Source organism: Streptomyces pactum (assembly GCF_002005225.1).
Taxonomy (GTDB): Bacteria; Actinomycetota; Actinomycetes; order Streptomycetales; family Streptomycetaceae; genus Streptomyces; species Streptomyces pactum_A.
This window is the reverse complement of the sequence record NZ_CP019724.1, coordinates 402,432-426,268: the sequence shown is the minus strand read 5'-3', so window position 1 is coordinate 426,268 and position 23,837 is coordinate 402,432. Positions and strand designations below refer to the sequence as shown.

The following is a 23,837-nucleotide window of genomic DNA, read 5'->3' as shown; positions in this document are numbered from 1 at the left end:
AAAGTAAGGCAAGCCTAAACAAGGGGGCCTCGTGGTCGTTCAGTCCATCAGCGCGGTCAGGTCCGGGATCGATGACGCCTCACGGCTGGCGGCCAGGGGCGTCACGGTCGGGTACGGAGCCCGGACCGTCATCGACGAGCTCGACGTGGTGATCCCGCCCGGGGTGATCACCACGGTCATCGGGCCCAACGGCTGCGGGAAGTCGACCCTGTTGCGGACGCTGTCGCGGTTGCTGAAGCCGACCAGCGGCACGGTGGTGCTGGACGGCGAGGACATCGTCACGCTCAGGACCCGGGATGTGGCGAAGAAGCTCGGCCTGCTGCCGCAGGCGCCGGTCGCACCGGACGGGCTGACCGTGTCGGACCTGGTCGCCAGGGGCCGACATCCGCACCAGAGCTGGCTGCGGCAGTGGTCGTCGGACGACGCCGCCGTCGTCGAGCGCGCGCTGGCCATGACCGGGGTGTCCGACCTCGCCGACCGCCCGGTCGACTCGCTGTCCGGCGGCCAGCGCCAGCGCGTCTGGATCTCGATGACCCTGGCCCAGGGCACCGACCTGCTGCTGCTGGACGAACCGACCACCTACCTGGACCTGGCACACGCGATCGACGTGCTCGATCTGGTGGACGACCTGCACGAGTCGGGGTGCACGGTGGTCATGGTGCTCCACGACCTCAACCTGGCCACGCGCTACAGCGACAACCTCGTGGTGATGCGGGAGGGGACGGTCCTGGCGCAGGGACACCCGCGCGACGTGATAACCGCCGACCTGCTGCACGAGGCCTTCGGGCTGCGCGCCAAGGTGATCGACGATCCGGTGGGCGATCGCCCCCTCATCGTGCCGATCGGACGGGCCCACGTCGAACTCGACCGAGTGGTAACGCAGTTGTAGTGGTGAGGGTAGGCTAACCTCACTCGAGCGCGGTAAGGTTTGCTGCCCTTAGACGGGGGCGCAGTGGACAGTGCGACAGCAAGGGATCTCCGGATGCTCCTCCACAGAACGACGCGTACCAAGACCTGGCGGCGGTTGGCGGCGGTACTGTCCGCCGCGGCCCTCGGCGCCGGCCTCCTCGCGGGATGCGGTTCCGACTCGGCGGACAAGGCGGGCGACGGCACCCCGGCCGCCGCCGGCGCCTTCCCGGTTACCGTGGAGCACGCGTTCGGAACCACGAAGGTCACCGAGGCTCCCGAGCGGGTCGTCTCCGTCGGCTACACCGACGACCAGACCATCCTGGCGTTCGGCATCAAGCCGGTCGGCATGGTCGACCAGTACCCGAACCCGGCGGGCCAGAGCCCCGACATCAACACCCAGTGGCCCTGGGTGAAGGACAAGTGGGGCGGTGCCTTGCCCGAGGTCGTCATGAAGAACGGCGACTCCGGCCCCAACTTCGAGAAGATCGCCGCACTGCGGCCCGACCTGATCATCGCGGTCTACTCCGAGATCGACCAGGCCGCCTACGACAAGCTCTCCAAGATCGCCCCGACGGTGGGCCGCACCAAGGCCGAGAAGGAGCCGTTCAGCGCTCCGTGGCAGGACAACGCGCTGCACATCGCCAAGGCGCTCGGCAAGGCCGAGGAGGGCGAGAAGATGGTGGCCGACATCCAGGGCAAGCTCGACGCGGCCAAGAAGGCGCACCCCGAGTTCGCCGGCCAGACCGCCGTGGTGCTGTCCTGGTACAAGAACTCGGTGGCGCCCTTCACCTCCACCGACGTGCGCGGTCGGCTGGTGACGGGCCTCGGCTTCGGCTACCAGACCGAGATCGACGAGGTCGCGGACGGTGACTTCTACACGACGCTCTCACCCGAGCGCGTCGACCTGGTCGACGTCGACCGCGTCTTCGTCATCAACGACAAGGCGGACCAGGACGCGCTGAAGAAGTTCGAGCTGTTCACCAACCTGGACGCCGTCAAGAACGGCAAGGTGTCGTACCTGCTGGACAGTGAGGGCCCGGCGGTCGGCGCGGCCATCTCCCAGGGCACCCTGCTGTCCATGCCGTACGCGATCGACGAACTCGTCAAGTCGGCCGGGTAGGTGTGAGCGGCACCGACACGCGCGTCGCCCCGGCGATCCTGCGCACGGCGACCGGACGGGAGGCCACCCGGTGGGTCGCGGCGCACTGCCGCGAGGTGCCGTGGCTGACACTCACCACCGTACTCACCACGGTGGCGGGCGCGGCGCTCCAGGTGCTCCCGGTGCTTCTGCTCGGCCGGGTGGTCGACGCGGTGGTCGAGGGCGAATCGCGAACGGTCCTGGTCCGGGTCGGGGTCCTGATGGTGGCCGCCGCGCTGCTCGGTGCGGTGGCCACCGCGGTGTCGACCTACCTCATCGGGCGGCTGGGCGCCGACCTGCTCGCGCGGCTGCGGGAGGGCGCCGTCCGGGCGGTGCTGGGGATGCCCAGCACGCGCATCGAGCAGGTCGGCCGGGGAGACGTGCTGTCCAGGGTCGGTGACGATGTCGCCGTGATCTCCAAGGGCATCCGGACGGCCGTCCCCACGGTGTTCTCGGCGGGGGTCCTGGTCGTCATCGCCACGGCCGGCATGTTCGGGCTGGACTGGCGACTGGGTCTGGCCGGCGCCGGAGCGCTGCCCGCGTACGCGCTGGCCCTGCGGTGGTACCTCCCCCGGTCCGCTCCGCTCTACCAGAAGCAGCGGGTGGCTCAGGCGGACCGCGCGCAGGCCCTGATCAGTGGTCTGAACGGAATCGACACCGTCCGGGCGTACCGGCTCGAGGGCGCCTTCCGGGAGAAGGTCACCACCGAGTCGTGGCGGGTGCGCGATCTCGGTATCGAGGTGTTCCGGTTCTTCGGCCGGTTCGTCGGCCGGGAGAACCGCGCCGAGTTCATCGGGCTGACCCTGATCATCGTGGTGGGGTACGCCTTGCTGGAGGCCGGCGCCGCCAGCCTGGGCGAGGTGTCGGCGGCCCCGCTGCTGTTCCACCGGCTGTTCACCCCGCTGGGCGCCATCATGTTCACCTTCGACGAGGCGCAGAAGTCGGGCGCGAGCCTCACCCGGCTGGTCGGGGTGCTGGAGGAGGACGCGGAGGACCGGCTGGTGGGGGACGCGTCGGTGGCGGTGGCGGACGCCGCGCCGTACCCGGTGACGGTCCAGGGGCTGACGTTCGCCTACCCCGGCACCGACGAGCCGGTCCTGCGGGATGTCGATCTGACGATTCCGGCGGGCGGTTCGCTCGCCCTGGTGGGGGCGACGGGCGCGGGCAAGACGACCCTGGCCGCGCTGATCGCGGGCATCGGGACACCGCAGGCCGGGTCGGTGCGCGTCGGGCCGACCGAGCTGGCCGGGCTGGACGAGGCGGGGGCCCGGGCCCTGGTGAGCATCCTGACGCAGGAGACGCACGTGTTCTCGGGGCCGCTCGCCGACGACCTGCGGCTGGCCGCGCCGGAGGCGGGCGACGCCGAACTCATGGCCGCCCTGCGCACGGTCGGCGCCGACGCGTGGGTCGACGCGCTGCCCGACGGGCTGGACACCCCGGTCGGCGAAGGCGGCGAACGCCTCGACGTCACCAAGGTCGCCCAGATCGCCCTGGCCCGGCTGGTGTTGAGCCGGTCGCCGGTGGTGGTGCTGGACGAGTCGACCGCGGAGGCGGGCAGCGAGGGCGCCGCAGAGCTGGAGCGGGCCGTGCTGGCCGCCTGCTCGGGCCGGACCACGCTGTTCGTGGCGCACCGGCTGACCCAGGCGATGGCGGCGGACCGGATCGCCGTGCTGGACGCGGGACGTGTCGTGGAGGAGGGCACGCACGAGGAGTTGGTGGCTCTGGGCGGCCGGTACGCACGGCTGTGGCGGGCCTGGCGAGAGGGTAGTTAGGTATGCCTAAGTTAGGTTAGCCTGCCTTCATCCCTTGGAAGGGGCGTTGAGTCTTCGATGATGGAACCGACCGCTCGTCTCGTACGGCTTTCTCCCGGGCACCTGACCGACATACGCCGCCGCACCGGCGACTTCTCCGACCGGACCATCGCCGAAGCGTGCGCCACAGGGCTGTCGTACTGGGCGACGGGCCGGAGTCCGGACGGCATCGACCTCGCCCCCGGCACCCTGTTCGCCGACGTCCTCGGATGGACCGCCAACGGCGGTACGGCACCCGTCGGCTGGGACGTCTCGGCGGACCTCCGGAGCATCTCCCTCCCGGACGGCGTGCTACCGGCCGACGCGCAGCTCGCCCTCGACGACCTGGCCGACTTCCCGGACCGGCCCGTCGGCACCATCCGCCCGTCCGGCCGGCGGGCGCGGCTGGCGGAGCTGGCCGAGTGGAACGACACCGACGCCGACCGGGTCCGCCCGACCCTGGTGGAGATGTTCCACGAACAGGCGCGGCAGAGGCCGGACGCCGTGGCCGTCGTCGACGAGCGGCGCACGCTGACCTATCGCGAGACGGCTGGGCTGGCCGGCCAGTTGGCCCACCATCTGATCAGACGCGGCCTCACCGCCGAACAGGTCGTCGGCGTCTCCCTGGAGCGCTCCGCCGACATGGTGATCGGGCTCCTCGGCGTGCTCCAGGCGGGCTGCGCCTTCGTGCCGCTCGATCCGCACTGGCCCGCCGCGCGCCGGGCCGTCGTCATCGAGGACGCCCGGGTCGTGGTGCAGCTCAACGCCTCGGGCGAACACGCCGCCGGCGAACCCGAGGCCGTGGCCGTGGACCTCGACGACTGGCGGTACGCGTCCCACCCCGCCGACGGGACCCCGGTCGCCGTCCTCGGCGACGCACTGGCCTACGTGATCTTCACGTCCGGTTCGACCGGGCGGCCCAAGGGCGCGATGATCCGGCACGAGGCGATCAGTGAGCGCCTGCTGTGGCAGGTCCACGAGATCCTGGGCTTCGGCCACGACGACGCGTCCCTGTTCAAGGCGCCGCTGTCCTTCGACATCTCCATCAACGAGGTCTTCCTGCCGCTCGTGTCCGGCGCCCGGCTGGTGGTCCTGCGCCCCGGCGGCGAACGCGACCCACACCACCTGCTGAGCGTGATCGCCGAGCAGCGCGTCACCTTCACCTACCTCGTGTCGTCCATGCTGGACGTGCTGCTGGAGATGTCCGGGGACTCGGGGAGCCTCGACAGCCTGCGGCACGTCTGGTGCGGCGGCGAGGTGCTCACGCCCGAACTGTACGAGCGCTTCCGTACCCGGCTCGGCATCCCCATGTACCACGGCTACGGCCCCGCCGAGACGACGATCGGCGTCTCCCACGTCGTCTACCGGGGCGCGGCGGAACGCCTGTCGACGTCGATCGGCAGGGCCAACCCCAACACCCGTCTGTACGTGCTGGACGACGAGCTGCGCCCGGTACCGGTCGGCGTCGGCGGGGAACTGTACGTCGGCGGCTTCCTCCTCGGGCGCGGGTACGTCAACGCGCCCGGCCTGACGGCGTCCCGTTTCGTCGCGAACCCCTTCGCGAACGACGGATCACGGCTGTACCGGACCGGTGACCTCGCGCGCTTCGCCCCCGACGGCTCGCTGGACTTCCTCGGCCGCGCCGACAACCAGATCAAGATCCGCGGTATGCGGCTGGAGATCGAGGACGTCGAGGCCGGCCTCGCCGAACACCCCGCGGTCCGGCACACCTGCGTCGTCGCGAAGAAGAACGCGGCCGGAGGCACCTACCTGGCGGGATACGTGATCCCGGTCGCGGGGAACGACGGCCTGCGCGCGGCCGACGTCAAGGCGTGGGCCGGCGAGCACATGGTGGAGTACATGGTGCCCGCCCGCGTCGTCGTGATGAAGGAGTTCCCGCTCACCGCCAACGGCAAGCTGGACCGGCAGGCGCTGCCCGAGCCCACGGGCGGGACGGCCCCGATCGTCGCGCCCGCCACCGAGAACGAGCGCGCGGTGTGCGCGGCGGTCGCGGCGCTCCTGCGACTGGACGAAGTCGGTGTCGACCAGGGCTTCTTCCAGCTCGGCGGCGACAGCATCCTGGCCATCTCGCTGCTGGGCGCGCTGCGCGACGCCGGCCTCCACGTCACGGCACGGCAGATCTTCACCCACAGCACCATGGGGGCACTGGCGGCGGTGGCGAGCCGTGCGGACACCGTCACCGTGGACCACCGTGATGTCGCGACCGGCCCCGTCGTGGGGTCACCCGTCGTGCAGTGGCTCGGCGAGACCACGGACGCGATCGACGGCTTCGTGCAGTCGGTGGTGCTGAACACTCCCGAAAACCTGACCGCCGACGCCCTCGACGAGATCCTCGGCGCCGTGGTCGGGCGGCACGACATGCTGCGGGCCAAACTGGTGCGGGGCGACCGCTGGGGCTTCGACATCCCCGACGCGGACGAGACGGGCGAGACGGGCGAGACGGGCGAGACGGGCCAGGCGGGCCAGGCGGGTCGGACGGACCCCGGGGACCGGATGGACGGGGGCCGGGTGGACCGGCCGCACCGCGTGATCGCGTGGTGGCAGGAGAGCGACCGACCGCTCGACGAGTGCGTCGCGTTCGCCACCGACGGGCTGGACCCGGAACGCGGCGTCATGCTGCGCGCCGTCTGGCGCCGCGAGGCACGGCAACTGCTGCTGGTGGCCCACCATGTCGTGATCGACGGCGTGTCCTGGCGGATCCTGCGGGACGACCTGGCCACGGCGTGGCGGCAGTCCGCCGCGGGTGCCCCGATCGAACTGCCGCCGGTGGGCACGTCGTTCCGGCGCTGGACGCAGTTGCTGGAGCGCGCGGCGTTCGACGCCGACAGTGCCTACTTCCGGCGCGCCCTGCCGGGCGCGGACGAACCGGTGGGCAGGCGTGCGCTGACCGAGGCCGACACCGTCGCACGCGAGCGGGTACGGACCGTCTCCGTCGGCGCCGGGACCACGGCCGCGCTGCTGAGCGAGACGCCCGCGAAGTTCCACGCGGGCGTCAACGACGTGCTGCTGACCGCGCTCGCCGTCGCCCTCGCCCGCCGGCGCCGCGACCTCGGCCAGGACCAGACGTTCGCGTACATCGAACTCGAGGGCCACGGCCGCGAGGGACGGTTCGTCGCCCCCTCCGCCGGCTTCGAGCCGGAGCTGTCCCGAACGGTCGGCTGGTTCACCACCCTGTTCCCGGTGACCGTGGACCCCGGCACGGCCCCGGACCTCACCGCACCCGAGTACCTGACCGCCGCGCTCAAGGCGGTCAAGGAAGACCTCTCCCGGGTGCCGGACAACGGCGTCTCCTACGGCGCCCTGCGGTACCTGGCGCACACCGAGTTCGACGCGCCCGCGCCCCAGGTGCTGTTCAACTATCTGGGCCGGTTCGACACCGGCGCGGCAGGCGACTGGCAACTCGCGCCGAACACCAGGCACTTGGGGGAGCAGCGTGACCCGAGGATGCGTCTGCCCCGCGCCCTGGAGTTCAACGCGATCGCCGAACCCGCGCCGACCGGCGAGTACGAGCTGGTCACCACCATCTCCTGGCCCGACGGGATGTTCACCGACGAGGACATCGCGACGCTCGGCGCGTACTACCGCCAGGCCCTGACGGGGCTGGCCGCGCTGGACCGGGGTGGCCACTCGCCCGGCGACTTCGCTCCGGTGCCGCTCACCCAGGCCGACGTCGACGCGCTGGACGGCCCGGCACTGCGGGACATCCTGCCGCTGACACCGCTGCAGGAGGGCCTCTACTTCCACTCGGTCTACGACGACGACTCGACGGGCAGCTACGTCGAACAGCAACTGCTGGCACTGGACGGCGAGGTGGACACCGATCGCCTCGCGGCGGCCGCCACCCGACTGCTCACGCTCCACCCCAGCCTGGCGGCACGGTTCGTGGCCCTCGCCGACGGCCGCGTGGTCTCCGTGCTGGAGAGCGGAGTCGAGGCGCCCTTCACCACGCTGGACCGCCCCGGCATCACCGACGACGAGATCCGCGAGCACGCCGAACGGGACCGCCGTGCCGGGTTCGACCTGGCCACCGGCCCGCTGATGCGGTACACGCTCATCCGCGGGGGCCCCGGCCGCGACGTCCTGGTGCAGACCGTGCACCACATCATCGCCGACGGGTGGTCGGTACCGCCCATGCTGCGCACGCTGCTGGCCGAGTACCACGCGCCCGGGACCGTGCACGTGCTCGACGGCTTCCCCGACCATGTCCGCCGCCTCGCCGGACGCGACGACGCCGCGAGCGACCGGGTCTGGCGCGAGCAGCTCGCCGCACTGCCCGGCCCCTCGCTGGTCGCCGAGGGTCACACCCCGTCGGAACGGTTCGCCGACACCGCGGTGGCGGCCGAGGACGACATCGACGCCGCCGTCCGGTCGGCCGGCGTACCGCTGAGCGTGGCCGTGCACAGCGCCTGGGCGTTGACACTGGGCGGCATCCTGCACGGCAGGGACGTGGTGTTCGGCTCCACGGTGTCCGGGCGCGACGCGGACGTGCCCGGCATCGCGGACATGGTCGGCCTGCTGATCAACACGATCCCCGTGCGCGCCCACTGGGCCGCCACCACCAGCGCACGCGACCTGCTCGCCTCGGTCAGGGCACACCAGAGCGCGGTCCTGCCGCACCAGCACGTCTCGCTGGCGAGGATCGCCCGCCAGACCGGCACCGTCTCACTGTTCGACACCCTGGTGGTGTTCGACGTGGCGACCGACGTGACCGGCCTGCGGCGGCCCGGCGACACGCTGGTCGTCACCGGCGTCGTGAACGAGGGCGCTCCGCACTACCCGTTGACACTGGTGGTGGAGCGTACGCCCGGCGGCCGACCGCGCTTCAACCTGATCTACGACGGCGAGCTCCTGCGGGAGGCGGGTGCCCGCCGGATCCTGCACACCTTCACCCGGATCCTCACCGGCCTGCTCACCCGGCCGGACACCCTGGTCGACGACCTGACGTCCGGGGGGACCTCCCGGCGTACGGAACCGGTCGCCGCGACGACCCTGGACGGCCTGTTCGACGCCGCCGCGCGCCGAGACCCGGCCGCCACCGCCGTCACCCAGTGCGGTCTCGACGGCCGGACCCGGTCCCTGACCTACGGCGAACTCGCCGACGCGAAGGGCGCGCTGGCCTCGGCGCTGCGCGCGTGCGGTGTCGGACCGGGCAAGCGGGTCGCCGTCGCCGTCCCGCGCTCCGTCGAGCAGGTCGTCGCCCTGGTCGCGATCGTCAGCGCGGGGGGCGCGTACGTGCCGCTGGACCCGGCGTACCCGGACGAGCGACTGGAGTACGTACTCGCCGACGCCGCTTCGCACGTCGTGTTCGTGGAACCGGAGCAGCGCGAGCGCTTCACGCGGCTGCTGGCCCGGGCGGGCGTGCCGGCCCGTGTGCTGGTGCGGGGGGAGGAGCCGCCCGCACCAGCCACCGGGCCGCAGTCCGGTGCCGGTTGGACCGACCCCGCTTACGTGATCTACACGTCCGGATCGACCGGCAGACCCAAGGGCGTCGTCGTCCCGCACTCCAGCGTGGTGACGCTGCTCGCCAACACCCGGTCCCGCATGGCCTTCGGCCCGGACGACGTATGGGTCCAGTTCCACTCCTCCTCCTTCGACTTCGCGGTCTGGGAACTGTGGGGGGCGCTGGCACACGGGGGTGAGCTGCTGGTCCCGGAGTACGGACTGACCCGCTCCCCGGTCGACTTCCACCGGCTGGTCCGAGAGCGCGGAGTGACCGTGCTCAACCAGACCCCGTCGGCGTTCTACCAGTTCGCCGAGGCGGACCGGCAGGCCGGCGAACCGCTGCCCGCACTGCGCCGCATCATCTTCGGCGGCGAGGCACTGGACCTCGGGCGGCTGCGCGACTGGGTCGAGCGGCACGGCACCCGTACGCCCGAACTGGTCAACATGTACGGCATCACCGAGACCACCGTCCACGTCACCCACCGGGTACTGACCGACGAGGACTTCGGCACCGGTGGCGGCGCCAGTCCGATCGGCGGCCCGCTGCCGGGCCTGGTCACCCACCTGCTCGACGACCGGCTCCGGCCGGTGGCGCCGGGCAGGGTGGGCGCCATCTACGTCGCCGGAGACCAGGTGTCGCTCGGCTACCTGGGCCGGCCCGCGCTGACCGCCGGCCGTTTCGTGGCGGACCCGTTCGCGGGCGACGGCTCCCGCATGTACCACACGGGTGACCTCGCCCGCCGTACGCTCGACGGCGAGCTGGAGTTCACCGGCCGTGCCGACGACCAGGTGCAGCTCAAGGGCTTCCGTATCGAGCTCGGCGAGGTGGAGTCCGCGATCAGGGAACTCGACGGCGTGGTCGACGCGGCCGTCACGGTCGCGGAGAGCGGCGACCACCTGGCCGCGCACGTCGTGGGTCGAGTGCCCGGAGATCTCACCGAGCGACTCTCCGCGAAGCTGCCCGCGTACATGGTGCCGGGCCAGGTGCTCCCGGTCGACGCCCTACCGCTGACGGTCAACGGCAAGCTGGACCGCGAGTCCCTGACCGAGCGGGCGGAGCTGTACCGGTCCGCGCCTTCCCGGGGCGCGACCGGTCCCGACGCGCCCGCCGGCGAAATCGCCGGTGCCGGGGGGACTCGGGCGGAGCACCGGGACGTTTCCACGCTCGCCGCCTTGGTGGAGATCTTCGCGGACACGCTGCCCGGCTCCGGCGGCGTGGACGCCGACACCGACTTCTTCACCGCCGGAGGCGACAGCATCGTCGCCATCACCGTGATCAACCGGGCCCGGGCGCTCGGCCTGCCGATCGCGCCACGGGACGTGTTCCTGCTCAGGACTCCGCGCGCGCTCGCCGAGCACCTGGGGACGCGCACACCGCCGCCCCCGGTGCCCGTGCCCGTCCGCCGCGCGGACGGTCCGCTGCCACCGACGCCGATCGTCCTGCGGCAGCGGGAACTGGGCGGTTCACTCGCCCGGTTCGCCCAGGCCAGGACGCTGGTGGTCCCCGAGGGCACTGGCTTCGCCGACGTCGAGCGCGCCGCGCACACCGTCGTGGCCGCGCACCCGGCCCTGCGCCTGCGACTGCGCGTCGAGCACGGGGTGTGGTCGTTGCGCACCGAACCCGGGCGCCGGATCACCGTCGCCCGGACGGAGGCCACCGACGCGACGGCCGCGGCGGACGAAGCCGCCGGACGGCTCGAACCCGAGTCCGGGGACGTCATCGCGTTCACGTGGCTGGAGAAGAGCCGAACCCTGGTGGTCACCGTGCACCACCTCGCCGTCGACTCGGTCTCCTGGCTGATCCTGCTGGACGACCTGACCACCGCGCTGCGCGGAGCACCGCCCGCGCCTCCGACCACGTCCTACGCCGAGTACGCCGAAGCGCTGACGCTCCAGTCGGCCCACGCGGTCGGCGATCTGGACCACTGGCTCGCCACGCTCCGGGCGCCCGCGCCGCTGCCCGCGGCCGAGGGGCTGCGCGAGACCACGGTCGTGCTCGCGCCCGACCTGAGCGACCGCGTGACGCGCACCGCGCCCGCCGCCCTCGGCGTCGGACTCACCGAGCTGCTGTGCGGCGCGCTGCGGTCCGCGCTGACGCACATCCAGCCGTCGCCCACCGATCTCGCGATCGAGATGGAGCGGCACGGCCGGGTGCCGGCCCTCGAACACCACGACTACAGCCGCACGGTCGGCTGGTTCACCTCCATCGCGCCCGTACGGCTCACGCCCCACACCGACCCGCTCGCGGCCGCGCGTGAGGTCGCGGAGCGCCAGCCGGACGAGCGCGCGCACATCGACTACGGACAACTCAGGTACCTGAACCCGCAGACGGCCCCGCTGCTGACCGCCCGCCCGCAGGTGCTGTTCAACTACCTCGGCCGGGGCGGCGAGTCACAGGCGTTGCGTCTGACCGGTGGCGACCGGGGCAGTCCGTACGCCGTCGAGGTCAACGCGTGGACCGACGCGGCCACCGGCCGCCTGCACGCGGCCTTCACCCTCGCCGAGGGCGTCCCCGACGAGATCACCGGGCACTGGCACGGCGCACTGGAACGCATCGCGGACGCCGCCGCGACGGCCGGGCGCACCGCACCGGTCACCCCGCTCCAGCGGGGCCTGTACTTCCAGGCCCAGATGGCGGGCCCGGCCGGACACTACGTCGCGCAGAGCTACTTCACCTTCGACCGGCGCCTGGACACCGAAGCGCTGGCCGAGGCGATGGCATACGTGATCGCGCGCCACCCGGTCGTGGGCGCCGGCTTCACCACCGACGACGACGGGAACCCCGTCCAGGTCCTCTCGGCGGGCCGGCGAGTCGACGTGCGCACCGTCGAACCGGTCACGGACGCGGAGGCCGAAGCCGTGCGGGCCCGGGACCGGGACACGGGGTTCGATCCGGGCGAGGCGCCCCTGGTCCGGTTGACCGTGCTGCGTCTGCCCGGCGACCGCGACGGACTGCTCCTCAGCTACCACCTGCTGCTGTGGGACGGCTGGTCCCGCGAGATCGTGCTGCGGGACCTCTTCGACGCCTACCAGGCCGTCCTGGCGGGTGAGCCGCGGGCAGCGGTCCCCGCCGCGCCGAGCTTCCAGGACCACGCCCGGGCGCTCGACGCGAAGGACCCGGCCGGATCGGAGTGCTTCTGGGCGGAGCACCTGGCCGGCCTCCCCGGCCCCACGCTGCTCGCCGGACCGGCGCCGTCCCTGACCGACGACCTGCCGCGCGCCCTCGTACGCACCCTTCCCGCCGGACAGTCCAACCTGCTGAGGGAAACCGCCAGGGCGCACGGCGTCACGCTGAACTCGGTCCTGACCGGCGCGTTCGGCCTCCTCCTCGGCGCGCACACCGGGCGTGCCGACGCCGTGTTCGGCGTGACCGTCTCCGGCCGGGAGGGCGAGGGTCTCTCCGACATCGTCGGCGTGCTGCTGAACACCGTGCCCATGTGGACGCGAGCACGGCCGGACCAGACGGTCCGCGAGTACCTGACGGCCGTACAGGCAGCCAGGGTCGAGGCCATGGAGCACGAGCACCTCGGTCTCGGCGAGATCCAGCGGGCCGGCGGACACGACACCCTGTTCGACAACCTGTTCGTGCTCCAGAACTTCCTGGACATGGACGCCTTCGCCGAGATGAACGCCAGGCACGGCATCACCTCGGTGCGGGCCGACGACTCCACCCACTATCCGTTCACCTGGGTCGTCACACCGGGCGACCGGCTCACCGTCAAACTGGAGTACCGCGACGGCGACACCGACGGCGCCCGTCGTCTCCTCGACGACTATCTGCGCGTACTCGACGACCTGGCCCGGTCGACCGGCCCGGTCGGCGCGCTGCGGGGCCCGGGACCGGAACCCGAGCCCACCCCACGCGCCGACGTCGGCACGGACACCGTCGTCGACCGGTTCGACCGGGCGGCGGACCGTGCTCCGCGGCGGGTGGCGCTCGTAGCCCACGGCTCGGCCATGACCTTCGCCGAGCTGCGCGACCGCAGCCGCGCGGTGGCGGGCGTGCTGGCCGGGCGCGGCATCGGCCCCGAGGCGACCGTGGGCCTCGCCGTCCCGCGCTCCCTCGACTCGATCGTGGCGCTGTTCGCGGTACTGCGCGTCGGCGCCGCGTACGTGCCGCTGGAACTGGACCACCCGGACGAGCGGATCGCCGCGATCGTCGCGGACGCCGGTCCGGACGTCACCCTCACCGTGAGCACCGTCGCGCCCCGGCTGACCGGCGACCTGATCGAACTGGACCGTCCGCTGCCCGGGGCCGAGCCTTTCGTGACGTTCGCGCCGGACGACCCGGACCGGCTGCGGCACCCCGCCTACACGATCTACACCTCCGGGTCGACCGGGAAGCCCAAGGGCGTGGTGACCGAGTACGCCGGACTCACCAACATGCTGATCAACCACCAGCGCCGGATCTTCGAACCGGTGCTGGCGGAGCACGGGAACCGGGTCTTCCGGATCGCGCACACCGTGTCGTTCGCGTTCGACATGTCGTGGGAGGAGCTGCTGTGGCTCGCCGACGGCCACGAGGTGCACATCTGCGACGAGGAACTGCGCCGCGACGCGCCCAGGCTGGTCGAGTACTGCCTCGAGCACGGGATCGACGTGATCAACGTGACCCCGACCTACGCGCAGCAACTGGTGGCCGAGGGCCTGCTCGACAATCCCGCACGCCGCCCCGCACTCGTACTGCTGGGCGGCGAGGCCGTCACCCCGGCGCTTTGGCAGCGGCTCGCCGAGACCGAGGGAACCGTCGGCTACAACCTGTACGGGCCCACCGAGTACACCATCAACACGCTCGGCGTCGGCACCTTCGAGTGCCGGGACCCGGTGGTCGGGGTGGCGATCGACAACACGGACGTGTACGTCCTGGATCCGTGGCTGCGGCCGCTGCCGGACGGCGTGCCCGGAGAGCTGTACGTGTCGGGCATCGGCATCGCGCGGGGCTATCTCGGGCAACCCGCCCAGACCGCGCACCGCTTCGTCGCCTGCCCGTTCGGTGCACCCGGCGAGCGCATGTACCGCACCGGGGACCTGGTGGTCCGGCGGCCGGACGGGAACCTGATGTACCTGGGCCGCACCGACCAGCAGGTCAAGATCCGGGGGCACCGGGTCGAACCGGGCGAGGTCGAGGCCGCTTTCGCGGCGCACCCGGCGGTGCGGTTCGTCGCCGCGGTCGCCCAGCCCGACCCGCAGGTCGACGGGGCGTACCGGCTGGCGGCCTACCTCGTGCTGGACGGCTCCGACCTGACCGAGGTCGCCGCCCAGGTGGGCGCCGGGCTGCCGGACTTCCTGCGCCCGACGCACTACGCCCAGGTCGACGCGATACCGCTGACCGTGAACGGGAAGGCCGACACCAGGGCGTTGCCGGAGGCCAAACCGCTGGGCGCGCTGACCACGGCGGGGGAGCGCGGACCGCGGTCCGGAACCGAGACCGTGGTGTGCGAGTTCTTCGCCGAGGCACTGGACCTGGACGACGACGAGGTGAGCGCGGTGAGCGACTTCGTGTCCCTCGGAGGGCACTCCATGCTGGCGGTGCGGCTGACCGGGCTGCTCCGCCGGGAGTACGGTCCAGTGATCACCATCCGCGATCTGTTCACCCTGCGAACCCCCGAAGCGATTGCCCGCCACCTCGATGACAACTCCTGACACGCAGCGGCCCCGCCAGGGGTCCGACATCCTGCGCACCGCGCTGCGCCGCAACGTCGGCGCCATGACCGGGGGCACCGTCCTCATGGGCCTGTACCAGGCCGGTGAGACCGCCTTCCCGATCGCGCTCGGCCTGATCGTCGAACACACGATGCGGGATCGGAGCTCCGGTTCGCTCGGCGTCTCGATCGCGGCGCTGGCCGTGATCATCACGACCGTGTCGCTGTCGTGGCGGTTCGGAATGCGGATCCTGCAGAAGGCCAACACGACCGAGGCGCACCGCTGGCGGGTACGAGTCGCGGCCTGCGGACTCCAGCCGGTGGCCAGGGACGTCGACCTCAAGTCCGGTGAGGTGCTGACCATCGCCACGGAGGACGCCGACCAGAGTGCGGACATCATCGAGGTGGTGCCGCTGCTGGTCAGTTCACTGGTCGCGGTGGTGATCGCGGCGGTCGCGCTGAGCCTGGCCGACCTCCGGCTCGGTCTGCTCGTGATCGTGGGAACCGTCGCGATCCTGTCGGTCCTGAGCGTGATGTCCCGACGGATCGGCTCCAGCACCCACGAACAGCAGGCCCGGGTGGCACGGGCCGGCGCGAAGGTCGCCGATCTGATCATCGGACTGCGTCCGCTGCACGGCTTCGGCGGCAACCACGCGGCCTTCCGGTCCTACCGGAAGGTCAGCACGCAGGCGAAGCAGCAGTCGGTCACCGTCGCCAGGGTGAACGGGGTGTACGCGGGCACCGCGCTGGCCCTCAACGCGGTCCTCGCCGCCGCCGTGACGCTGACGGCGGGCTGGCTGGCGTTCGACGGCCGGATCAACATCGGCGAACTCGTCATGGCCGTGGGACTCGCGCAGTTCATCATGGAGCCGCTCAAACTGTTCTCCGAGATGCCCAAGTACGTGATGATCGCGCGTGCTTCGGCCGAGCGGATGGCACTGGTCCTGACCGCGCCCCCGGTGACGACCCCCGGGCCGGAGCGCCCGGCGGCAGGCCGGGGGCTCGAGGTCGACTGCGTGCGCCACGGGGCCCTGCGCGAGGTGAAGTTCCAGGTGGCCGCCGGCGAGTTCGTGGCCATCGCCGCCTACCAGCCGCGCGCGGCGGCCGACCTCGCGTCGATCCTGGCCCTGAACGTCCCGCCCGAAGCGTACGAGGGAGCGGTGCGGGTCGGCGGCCGGGACCTCGCGGACCTGTCGACCGCGGCGGTCCGCGAGCACATGCTGGTGAACCCGTACGACGGGGAGATCTTCGCGGGCACCCTCCGCACGAACATCGACCCGTCGGGCACCAGCCGGACGGTCCCGGAGGCCGTCGAGGCGTCCATGCTGACCGACGTCGTCGCCCTGCACCGCGAAGGGCTCGACCATCCCGTCCGCGACCGCGGCGCGAACCTGTCCGGCGGCCAGCGCCAGCGGCTGTCCCTGGCCCGTGCGCTCGCCGCCGACACCGACGTCCTCGTCCTGCGCGACCCGACGACCGCCGTCGACGCGGTCACGGAGCAGCTCATCGCGCGCAACGTCGCGAAGCTGCGCCGGGGCCGCACCACCGTGGTGATCACCAGCAGCCCCGCCCTCCTGGACGCCGCCGACCGGGTCCTGGTCCTGGACGACGGCGTCATCACCGCCGAGGACACACATCGCAACCTCCTCGCCACCGACGAGGACTACTGCAAGGCCGTGGCCCGGTGATCCGGTGACCGCTCGCTAGGCGAGAGCCCAGGCGACGTCCCGGAGCAGGGCGTGCCGCCAGCCCGCCCGGTCGTGGTGCGACGCCGACCGCGAGACCCGCACGGTCGCACCGGCCTGTTCGGTCAGCGTCTCCACCAGGGCGCAGTGGGGGAGCATCCGCGTCTCGTGTTGCCCCACGTCGAACGCGACCCGCAGACCGGACAGGTCGGGACGCCCCCGCAGGCGCGCGGCGACGGCGCCGCCGACCGGACCGCCCAACGGGTCCGCCGATTCCTGTGCGTCGGGAGTCCACCACAACGACGCCGACTGGCAGGCGACGCGGGTCACCAGGTCGGGGAACTCCAGCGCCGCGTACAGCGCGCTCAGCCCGCCGAGGCTCTGCCCCGCGACCACCAGCCGGTCACGGTCGGCGGGCACGCCGGACTCCGCGACCAGCGGCAGCAGTTCGTCCCGGACCGCCTCCCACAGCTCGGGACGGCACCCGAACTCGCCCTCCCTGTCCCTGACCGGAAGGAAGACGAGTGTGACCGGCGGCAACTCGCCACTGGCGACGGCCGAGTCGAACGCGGTCGCCGCGGGGTGCAGGTACAGCCAGTCGTCCCCGTCGAGCAGCAGGACCACGGGTCCACCGCCGCCCGCCGGGTGGACGCGCACGGTACGCCGCCCCCCGAGCCGCTCCCCGGCCCAGCGCAGCCGGGTGCGGGGGAGGGGCAGTACGTCGGTGGCGGCGACCGCCGGCCAGTGCGGCTGGGGCGGGGCGTCCGGGGTCGCGGCGATGGACCGGTCACCGCCCGCACCGACCGGGTTGAACGGGTCGGCGTACGCCGCGTCGCCGACGAGGAACTGGTACGTGACCCGCAGCCGCGCGGGCATCCGCACCTCGGCGTACCAGCAGTCGGTGTCGCCCCACCGGCGCAGGGGCACCGGCTCCGACCAGCTCTCGAATCCGATGGTCGCCGCCTCGGACCCGCGCCGCAGGAACAGGGTCACCCAACCGTCGCCGTCCGCCACCGACGCGGGTGTCCGCGCACTCGCCCAGAACGCGTCGGAGCCGGGCTTGCCGGACAGTCCGAACGCGGCGAAGGTCTCTTCCCCCACCGACCTCATCAACGTCTCCTTGTGGAGCGGAAAGTGAGACGACTAAGCTCCTTTCCCATTAGGCGAGCCTAACCTAATCCATCGGGAGGCACCGCAGATGAGCACCAACCCCTTCGACGACGCCGACGGCCGTTTCCTCGTCCTCGTGAACGACGAGGGCCAGCACTCGCTCTGGCCGTCCTTCGCGGAGGTGCCCGGAGGGTGGACGATCGCCCTCGAGGAGAACAGCCGGGCCGCCTGCCTGGAGTTCGTCGAGGCCAACTGGAAGGACCTGCGCCCCCGTTCCCTCGTCGAGTCCATGGACGCCTGACGCCCGACGCTCTGCACCAGACTGACGAACGCCCGCTTCCTCACCATGGGCCCCGGCCGACAGGCGAGCGCGCGAACCACTGTCATGGCCCCGACCGCGCGCCGCGCACATGAAATCGGTCGCGCCCCGTGAGACGACCCGTTAGCCTCCGCCTGGGCGCGGTGAGGCGCGACGTATGAGCGCGAGGGGGAGTCAGCCATGGAGACCGACGGCCTGCGGACCGACCGTCTGGGCTTGCTGCTCGACCAGTTCGACCAGGCCAGGGCCATGGCTCGGGTACGGCTGGCCGGGCTCGGTGACGAGGAGTACCTCTGGGAACCGGTGGCCCGTTGCTGGTCGATCCGGCGCCGGGGTGACGCCGCGACGCCCAGGGCGTACGGGCCCGGCGAGTGGGTGCTCGACAAGGGCGCCCCGGGCATCCCGGCGAACGAGTACGCCGAGGTCGCCCGGCAGGCCGCCGACGGCATGACGATCGCCAAGATCGCCGACGACTGGAGCGTGACGGTCGAACGGGTCGAGCAGGTCCTCGCCCACACCGGTACGCCGGAACCCGACGACACGCCGATCACCACCATCGCGTGGCGGCTGGGGCACCTGCACTCCGACTTCGCCGGCCGATGGGAGTGGACCTTCGGCGAACGCAGGCGGGATCCGAAGCTGCTGGTCGACTTCACTCCGTCCGCCGCTTCGGCGCTCGAGCGGTTCTGGAAGCTGGTCGACCGCTGGCGCGACAGCGTCGCCGCCGTCACCGACGAGCAACTCGACATGGTCGGCTTCTCGCAGTATCCGTACGGCTCCGACCCCGACGACCCGTTCATCGCCGTGCTGGCCGGTGCCAACCTCGAGTTCATCCACCACATGGCCGAGGTCGCGCTGCTCCGCGACCTGTGGCGGACCCGCTTCACGGCTTTCGAATAGGGGCGGCCGCTCGGCTGTTCGAGGGGGCCGGAGCCGCACAGGGAGCCGGCTGGCTCCCGTGTCTCCTCCGGTCGGTCTGTCAGCCGCCGACGTTGACGTCGATGCAGGCGTAGAACGCGTTGTCGGTGTCGGCGACGTTCCACACGGCGAGAACCTTCTGCTGCCCGGTGAGGCCACCGAAGTCGACCTGGTGGTTCACCACTGCGCCCGGTTTGGCACCGCCGTCGTCGAACAGCGCGATCCGCTGACCGCCGGCGTAGTACTCCCAGGTGCTGGTGGCGTGCTGCGCGGTGAGTTTCCACGAGAACGTCGCGTTCCTCGGCACCGGTGTGACGGCCCAGCCCTTGCCGTCGTCGTCCAGCTCGGCGAAGCGGCCGTTGCCGCCACTGCAGCTACTCAGGCCCTTGGGGCCTTCGACGCTCTGCGGCTCGTACTTGATGTCCCCGCAGGACACCGTGCCCGCGGCACACTGGGCCTGGCGGCTGGGCGGGTCGGAGATGTAGCCGTGCGCACTCGCCGAGGAGGCGGGGAGGCTGACGGCGATCACTGGGGCGAGGGCCGCGCCGATCAGCGCGGCGGTCTTCCGGTTGGTGTGCATGCGGAACTCCTTCACATCAGGCCGTCGCATGGCACGCGCAGTCGTGTGGGGTGACCGCACACGCCGAGTACGGCCTCTCGTGGGTGGGGCCAAGAGGCGGAAGGTGATGCGTACTCACCGCCCTCCCGGGAGACACGAGCCCCGGCTGGGGTCAACTCCGGAAGTGGAACGGCGAGTTCTGTTGGACTAGACCATACAAGTGCTCGGCGTGGACGTGTCAAGAGTGTGGCGCGGCGGCGATTCCGGGGCGGTGAGGCGGTGCGGCTGCGAACGGAGCCTGCGGTCGCCGTACGTCCCACCGGCAACGCCCCACCCCTGTGACGTCGACGCCGGCCGACCGGGCAATCGGCCAGACGGACAGTCAGACGGCGCGCGCCAACCAGCACGTACCGCCGGTTCGTCGCGGTCGTCGGCCTCATCCACGTCCTTCAGACGTCCTTCAGGAAGGGCTCGAGCGAGGCTGGACGTCCCCCGCGACCCTGCTCGGCCTGGCCGTCGGCGGGGGTTCGCGCACGCTTCCGGTCGTCTTCGGGGTCCAGGCGGGCATCTTCGTGGTCCTCTTCCCGTTCCTCCAGGCGCTTTCCGCACCGCGCTCGACGTCGGGGATCAGTCGGTGTCGAGCTGGTGGTCGGCCCAGACGTAGCTTTCGGGCAGCAAATCGGTGATGAGGACCGTGCGGAGGCGGTCGCCTTCACCGACGATGACCTCGAGAGTGGGGAAGTAGTCGAGAAGGACCTGCCGGCACCGGCCGCACGGAGGAACCACCCCCCGGTCGCGGTCTCCGACGGCGACGATCGTGTCCAGCTCGTAGGAGCCCTGACCGGCTGCGGCTCCGATGAGGACCAGCTCGGCGCAGGGGCCTCCGGTGAAGTGGTAGGCGTTCACCGCGGTGACGATCCGACCGTCCCGGGCGCGGGCCGCGGCCGCCATCGTGTGGTTGTCGCCCCGGCAGCGAGTGCGTGCGACGTGGGCCGCGGCCGCAACGAGTTCTCGGTCGACGTGGCGAGCCTGCGTGGTCATCTTCCCTGCTTTCGTGGGCTGTGGGCGGCTGTGAAGGGCTGTCAGGGGCTGGCAGGGGATGTGAGGGCGGCGAGCAGGAGGTCCGCCGGTAGCGCGGGCACCGTCCGGCCGCCGAAGCCGGTGGTCGTGGTCGCCGCGAGCAAGGAGTTGAGCACCGCCTCCTCGACCGCGTCCAGGACCGCTTCGAACAGCGTGCCGAGCCCGGCGTCCGCCATCGGGACGCCGTCCGGTCGAGTACCGAAGGCGATGGCGTAGTCGCCGCTGCCGTGGCTGTAGGCCGCGCCCGTGCGGGCCAGGGCGAACACCGCGCGCCGTGCGACACGGGTGAGCTGCCGGGCATCGAGGGGGGCGTCCGTGGCCACCACGATCATGCAGGAGCCGGTGTCCGCGGGCGGTACCGGCACGTCGGCCCCGACACCCACGGAACGCGGCGTGAGGGTGCGGCCGAGTACCCGCAGAGTGCCGTCGAAGTTGGCCTGCACCAGGACGCCGACCGTGCGGCCTTCGCCGGCCAGGTCCGGGGTACGTGAGGCGGTGCCGATGCCGGCCTTGAATCCCAGGGCGACCGTGCCGGCCCCCGCGCCGACGCAGCCTTCGGCCACCGGCCCGCCGGAGGCCGTGTCGAGGGCCGTCCGGACGTGCTCCTCCTGGACGGGCCGCGCGCGAATGTCCGACAGAAGGCCGTCGTTGCACTCGCCCACCACGGGGTTGAGGCTCTGCACCTCCTCGCATCCGGGCCGCTGGAGCACCCAGCCGACGAGGGCGTCGGCGACACGGAAGGCCCCGAGCGTGGAGGTGAGCAGGATCGGGGTCTCCAGTGTGCCCAGTTCGGTGAGTTGGGTGGTACCGATGAGTTTGCCGTAGCCGTTGCCGGTGAACACTCCGGCCGGCAGCGGGGTGTGCGGGCTGACGAGGTCGGGCACGACGGCTGTGACTCCGCTGTGCACGTCCGGCCGGCCGCGAACGGTGGTGTGTCCGACGCGCACCCCCGGGACGTCGGTGATGGCGTTGAGAGGACCGGTGGCAGCGGAGCCGATGACGATGCCGAGGTCACGGGCTCGGCGTCGGGCGGTGCCGGGTGGAGGCTGTGGGTGGGGCAGTGGTCCCATGCGGCGGGACGTTACGCCTGAAGCGGCGGGAGGGCGCGGGCAGCCGGCCACGACCGGTCGGTCGGCTCGGAATCCACGTGCGTGGCGTGCTGTGACGCACCGTCCGCCGTCCGCCGTCCGCCGTCCGCAGGCAAGCCCGCCATGCTCTTGCAACGGACGGCTCCGCCTCGCCCAGCCCCTGCGCCGCGTAGCCGCCGCCTGGTCAGAGCCGCCGCCAGGTCAGGGCCAGACGTTGGCCTGTGCCTCGAACTCGGCGGGCGCGCTCTCCACGGGCAGCACGCACACCACGTGCCCTCCGGGCACCCGCAGCACGTGACATTCCTGCCACTGGGCGATCTGCTCCGCACCCAGGCCGATCAGGCGCGCGGTCTCCGCCTCGATGTCGTCGGTCTCGATGTCCAGGTGGATACGGGGTGCGTCGTCGACCGCTTGCACGGCGGTCTCCAGTCCTGGGAGAGCCTGATGAAGGTTGGTGAACTGGGGTGCGGGCGGGAACGGTTGAGCGACGACACCGAGAGCCGCCGACCAGAAGCGCGCTGACTGGGCGGCCTCGGCTTCGGGTGTGTCGATGATGACGGCGTACACTCGACTTCTGTGCATGTGCAACTGCCTTCCCCTATGGATTAGCAGCAGTCTGCGGTCACGGATATGCCGTCGCCGGTGCCGTCCCCGCCCACACCGCCGGCGTTCGGACCGTCCACGGGCTCGCCTGTTCGAGTTGCCCGGCGAGGCGGAAGAGGAGGCCTTCGAGTCCGTAGCGGGCGGCGAACTGCATACCGATCGGGAGCCCGGTCTCGGCGTCGGCCGTCAACGGTACGGACATGGCGGGGGTGCCCGCCACATTGAACGGCATGGTGAACGGAGAGCGGTCGTTGAGGCGGTCGATCCAGCCGAGGCCGTCCAGGGGCTCCGCGGTCTCGGCGTAAGTACCCAAGAGCATGGGAAGCTCCGGCAGGACCGGGGTGAGCAGTACGTCGTGGGCGCCGAAGAACCGTGCCAGGCCGCGTGCGACCCGGTTACGGACCGCGAGAGCGGTGACGAACTGGGCGCCGGTGACCCGCTGCCCGTAGTGGTAGCCGGCCAGGGTCTCCGGCTCGAGGGTCGAGGAGTCGACGGGCCGGTTGAAGGCGGCGGCCAGCCCGTCGACCGAGGCCGCGAGGTTCGCCGCCATCAGACGGGCGTTGGCCAGGACGAACTCCTCCCAGTCGACCCCGAGGCCGACTTCGACCTCGGCCACCTGGTGGCCGAGGGATTCGAGCAGACGCACGGTGCGAGCGAGGGCGTCGGCCACTGGCGCGGTGGTGCGGCGCCCACCCCATGCTTGAGGGAGGACACCGATCCGCAGCGAGCCCGGAGGCGCGGTGACTTCCTCCGCGTAGGGCCGGGACGGCTGCGCGGCGAAGTAGGGATCACCCGGTTCCGGCCCGCGGATCTGGTCGAGCAGAACCGCACTGTCGCGCACGGTGCGGCTGACGCTGCCGTGCACGGCCAGACCGTTGAAGACCTCGTCGGCGTCGGGGCCCATGGAGACCCGGCCACGGGTGGGCTTCAGGCCGAAGAGGCCGTTGTAGGCGGCGGGTATGCGGAGCGAGCCGGCCGCGTCGGTGGCGTGTGCGATCGGGACCACCCCGGCAGCGACGGCCGCGCCCGCGCCCCCGCTGGAGCCGCCCGCGCTGCGCTCCGGGTTCCACGGGTTGCGGGCCGGGCCGTACAGGACCGGTTCCGTCGTGATGCTGTAGGCCAGCTCCGGTGTCGCGGTGCGCCCGAACGTCACGAGGCCGGCGCGGCGCAGGCGCAGCATGAGGGCGGAGTCGGCGCCGGCGACGTTGCCGGCCGCGAGACGGCTGCCCAGCTCCATGCGTCTCCCGGCCATGGCGACCCCGATGTCCTTGATCAGGAATGGGACTCCGGCCAGCGGCGCACTGCCCGGTTCGGGCTCGTCGTCGGTGGGCCACGTGTCCACGATGGCGTTGATCCGCCGGTTGACCGCCTGCGCGGCCTCTAGTGCGGCTGCCGCCAGTTCGGCGGGGGTCACCTCGCCCTTGGCCACGAGCTCCGCGAGCCCGACGGCGTCGAAATTCACGTACTCGGCAACTCTCACTGTCACTCCCAGTCGAAGGCATGAACGAGACCATCGGGTACCGGATGATACCG

13 protein-coding genes are annotated in these 23,837 nt (G+C 71.9%); 7 read left to right on the top strand and 6 right to left on the bottom strand.

The annotated features are described in order from the left end of the window. Positions 1 to 31: 31 nt before the first annotated feature. From B1H29_RS01755 to B1H29_RS01735, 5 genes are all read left to right on the top strand, one after another. Positions 32 to 889 (top strand): ABC transporter ATP-binding protein, encoded by an 858-nt coding sequence (locus B1H29_RS01755; RefSeq protein WP_055421457.1) that lies wholly within the window; start codon positions 32 to 34, stop codon positions 887 to 889. A gap of 93 nt (positions 890 to 982) precedes the next feature. Further along, positions 983 to 2,029, top strand: coding sequence for an iron-siderophore ABC transporter substrate-binding protein (locus B1H29_RS01750; protein ID WP_055421458.1), 1,047 nt, complete (start codon positions 983 to 985; stop codon positions 2,027 to 2,029). 2 nt (positions 2,030 to 2,031) lie between these two features. Beyond that, positions 2,032 to 3,819 carry an ABC transporter ATP-binding protein gene (locus B1H29_RS01745; protein WP_055421459.1) on the top strand — a complete coding sequence of 596 codons (1,788 nt, stop codon included), beginning with the start codon at positions 2,032 to 2,034 and terminating at the stop codon, positions 3,817 to 3,819. Between the two features lie 57 nt (positions 3,820 to 3,876). Beyond that, complete coding sequence (locus B1H29_RS01740) at positions 3,877 to 14,943, top strand: non-ribosomal peptide synthetase (protein WP_055421460.1); 11,067 nt, start codon at positions 3,877 to 3,879, stop codon at positions 14,941 to 14,943. Then, positions 14,930 to 16,630: an ABC transporter ATP-binding protein gene (locus tag B1H29_RS01735; protein ID WP_055421461.1), complete on the top strand. Its 1,701-nt coding sequence runs from the start codon at positions 14,930 to 14,932 to the stop codon at positions 16,628 to 16,630. Before B1H29_RS01740 ends, B1H29_RS01735 begins: the two co-directional genes overlap by 14 nt. 15 nt (positions 16,631 to 16,645) lie before the next feature. Here B1H29_RS01735 and B1H29_RS01730 read toward each other — a convergent pair whose 3' ends face one another. Continuing rightward, positions 16,646 to 17,737, bottom strand: coding sequence for an alpha/beta hydrolase-fold protein (locus tag B1H29_RS01730; RefSeq protein WP_055421462.1), 1,092 nt, complete (start codon positions 17,735 to 17,737; stop codon positions 16,646 to 16,648). 88 nt (positions 17,738 to 17,825) lie between these two features. Between B1H29_RS01730 and B1H29_RS01725 the strand changes: the two genes are divergently transcribed. Then, positions 17,826 to 18,038: an MbtH family protein gene (locus B1H29_RS01725; protein ID WP_055421463.1), complete on the top strand. Its 213-nt coding sequence runs from the start codon at positions 17,826 to 17,828 to the stop codon at positions 18,036 to 18,038. 198 nt (positions 18,039 to 18,236) lie between these two features. Then, positions 18,237 to 18,956, top strand: a complete 720-nt coding sequence (locus B1H29_RS01720; protein ID WP_055421464.1) for a DinB family protein — start codon at positions 18,237 to 18,239, stop codon at positions 18,954 to 18,956. Positions 18,957 to 19,035: 79 nt separating this feature from the next. Here B1H29_RS01720 and B1H29_RS01715 read toward each other — a convergent pair whose 3' ends face one another. The 5 genes from B1H29_RS01715 to B1H29_RS01690 form a co-directional block, all read right to left on the bottom strand. Further along, positions 19,036 to 19,554 (bottom strand): lytic polysaccharide monooxygenase auxiliary activity family 9 protein, encoded by a 519-nt coding sequence (locus tag B1H29_RS01715; RefSeq protein WP_055421465.1) that lies wholly within the window; start codon positions 19,552 to 19,554, stop codon positions 19,036 to 19,038. A gap of 606 nt (positions 19,555 to 20,160) precedes the next feature. Beyond that, positions 20,161 to 20,574: a biotin transporter BioY gene (locus B1H29_RS01705; RefSeq protein WP_055421466.1), complete on the bottom strand. Its 414-nt coding sequence runs from the start codon at positions 20,572 to 20,574 to the stop codon at positions 20,161 to 20,163. Between the two features lie 41 nt (positions 20,575 to 20,615). Then, the gene (locus B1H29_RS01700) at positions 20,616 to 21,683 is read right to left on the bottom strand and encodes a P1 family peptidase (protein ID WP_055421467.1); all 1,068 of its coding nucleotides are present in this window, start codon (positions 21,681 to 21,683) and stop codon (positions 20,616 to 20,618) included. A gap of 219 nt (positions 21,684 to 21,902) precedes the next feature. After that, positions 21,903 to 22,283, bottom strand: a complete 381-nt coding sequence (locus B1H29_RS01695) for a VOC family protein (protein ID WP_055421468.1) — start codon at positions 22,281 to 22,283, stop codon at positions 21,903 to 21,905. Positions 22,284 to 22,323: 40 nt separating this feature from the next. After that, positions 22,324 to 23,784 carry an amidase gene (locus B1H29_RS01690; protein ID WP_055421469.1) on the bottom strand — a complete coding sequence of 487 codons (1,461 nt, stop codon included), beginning with the start codon at positions 23,782 to 23,784 and terminating at the stop codon, positions 22,324 to 22,326. Between the last annotated feature and the right edge of the window lie 53 nt (positions 23,785 to 23,837).

Bases quoted from the DNA above. Each gene is read 5' to 3' on its own strand.
- B1H29_RS01735 (WP_055421461.1), top strand. From the start codon at position 14,930: ATGACAACTCCTGACACGCAGCGGCCCCGCCAGGGGTCCGACATCCTG.
- B1H29_RS01695 (WP_055421468.1), bottom strand. From the start codon at position 22,283: ATGCACAGAAGTCGAGTGTACGCCGTCATCATCGACACACCCGAAGCC.
- B1H29_RS01725 (WP_055421463.1), top strand. From the start codon at position 17,826: ATGAGCACCAACCCCTTCGACGACGCCGACGGCCGTTTCCTCGTCCTC.
- B1H29_RS01720 (WP_055421464.1), top strand. From the start codon at position 18,237: ATGGAGACCGACGGCCTGCGGACCGACCGTCTGGGCTTGCTGCTCGAC.
- B1H29_RS01715 (WP_055421465.1), bottom strand. From the start codon at position 19,554: ATGCACACCAACCGGAAGACCGCCGCGCTGATCGGCGCGGCCCTCGCC.
- B1H29_RS01750 (WP_055421458.1), top strand. From the start codon at position 983: ATGCTCCTCCACAGAACGACGCGTACCAAGACCTGGCGGCGGTTGGCG.
- B1H29_RS01730 (WP_055421462.1), bottom strand. From the start codon at position 17,737: ATGAGGTCGGTGGGGGAAGAGACCTTCGCCGCGTTCGGACTGTCCGGC.
- B1H29_RS01700 (WP_055421467.1), bottom strand. From the start codon at position 21,683: ATGGGACCACTGCCCCACCCACAGCCTCCACCCGGCACCGCCCGACGC.
- B1H29_RS01705 (WP_055421466.1), bottom strand. From the start codon at position 20,574: ATGACCACGCAGGCTCGCCACGTCGACCGAGAACTCGTTGCGGCCGCG.
- B1H29_RS01740 (WP_055421460.1), top strand. From the start codon at position 3,877: ATGATGGAACCGACCGCTCGTCTCGTACGGCTTTCTCCCGGGCACCTG.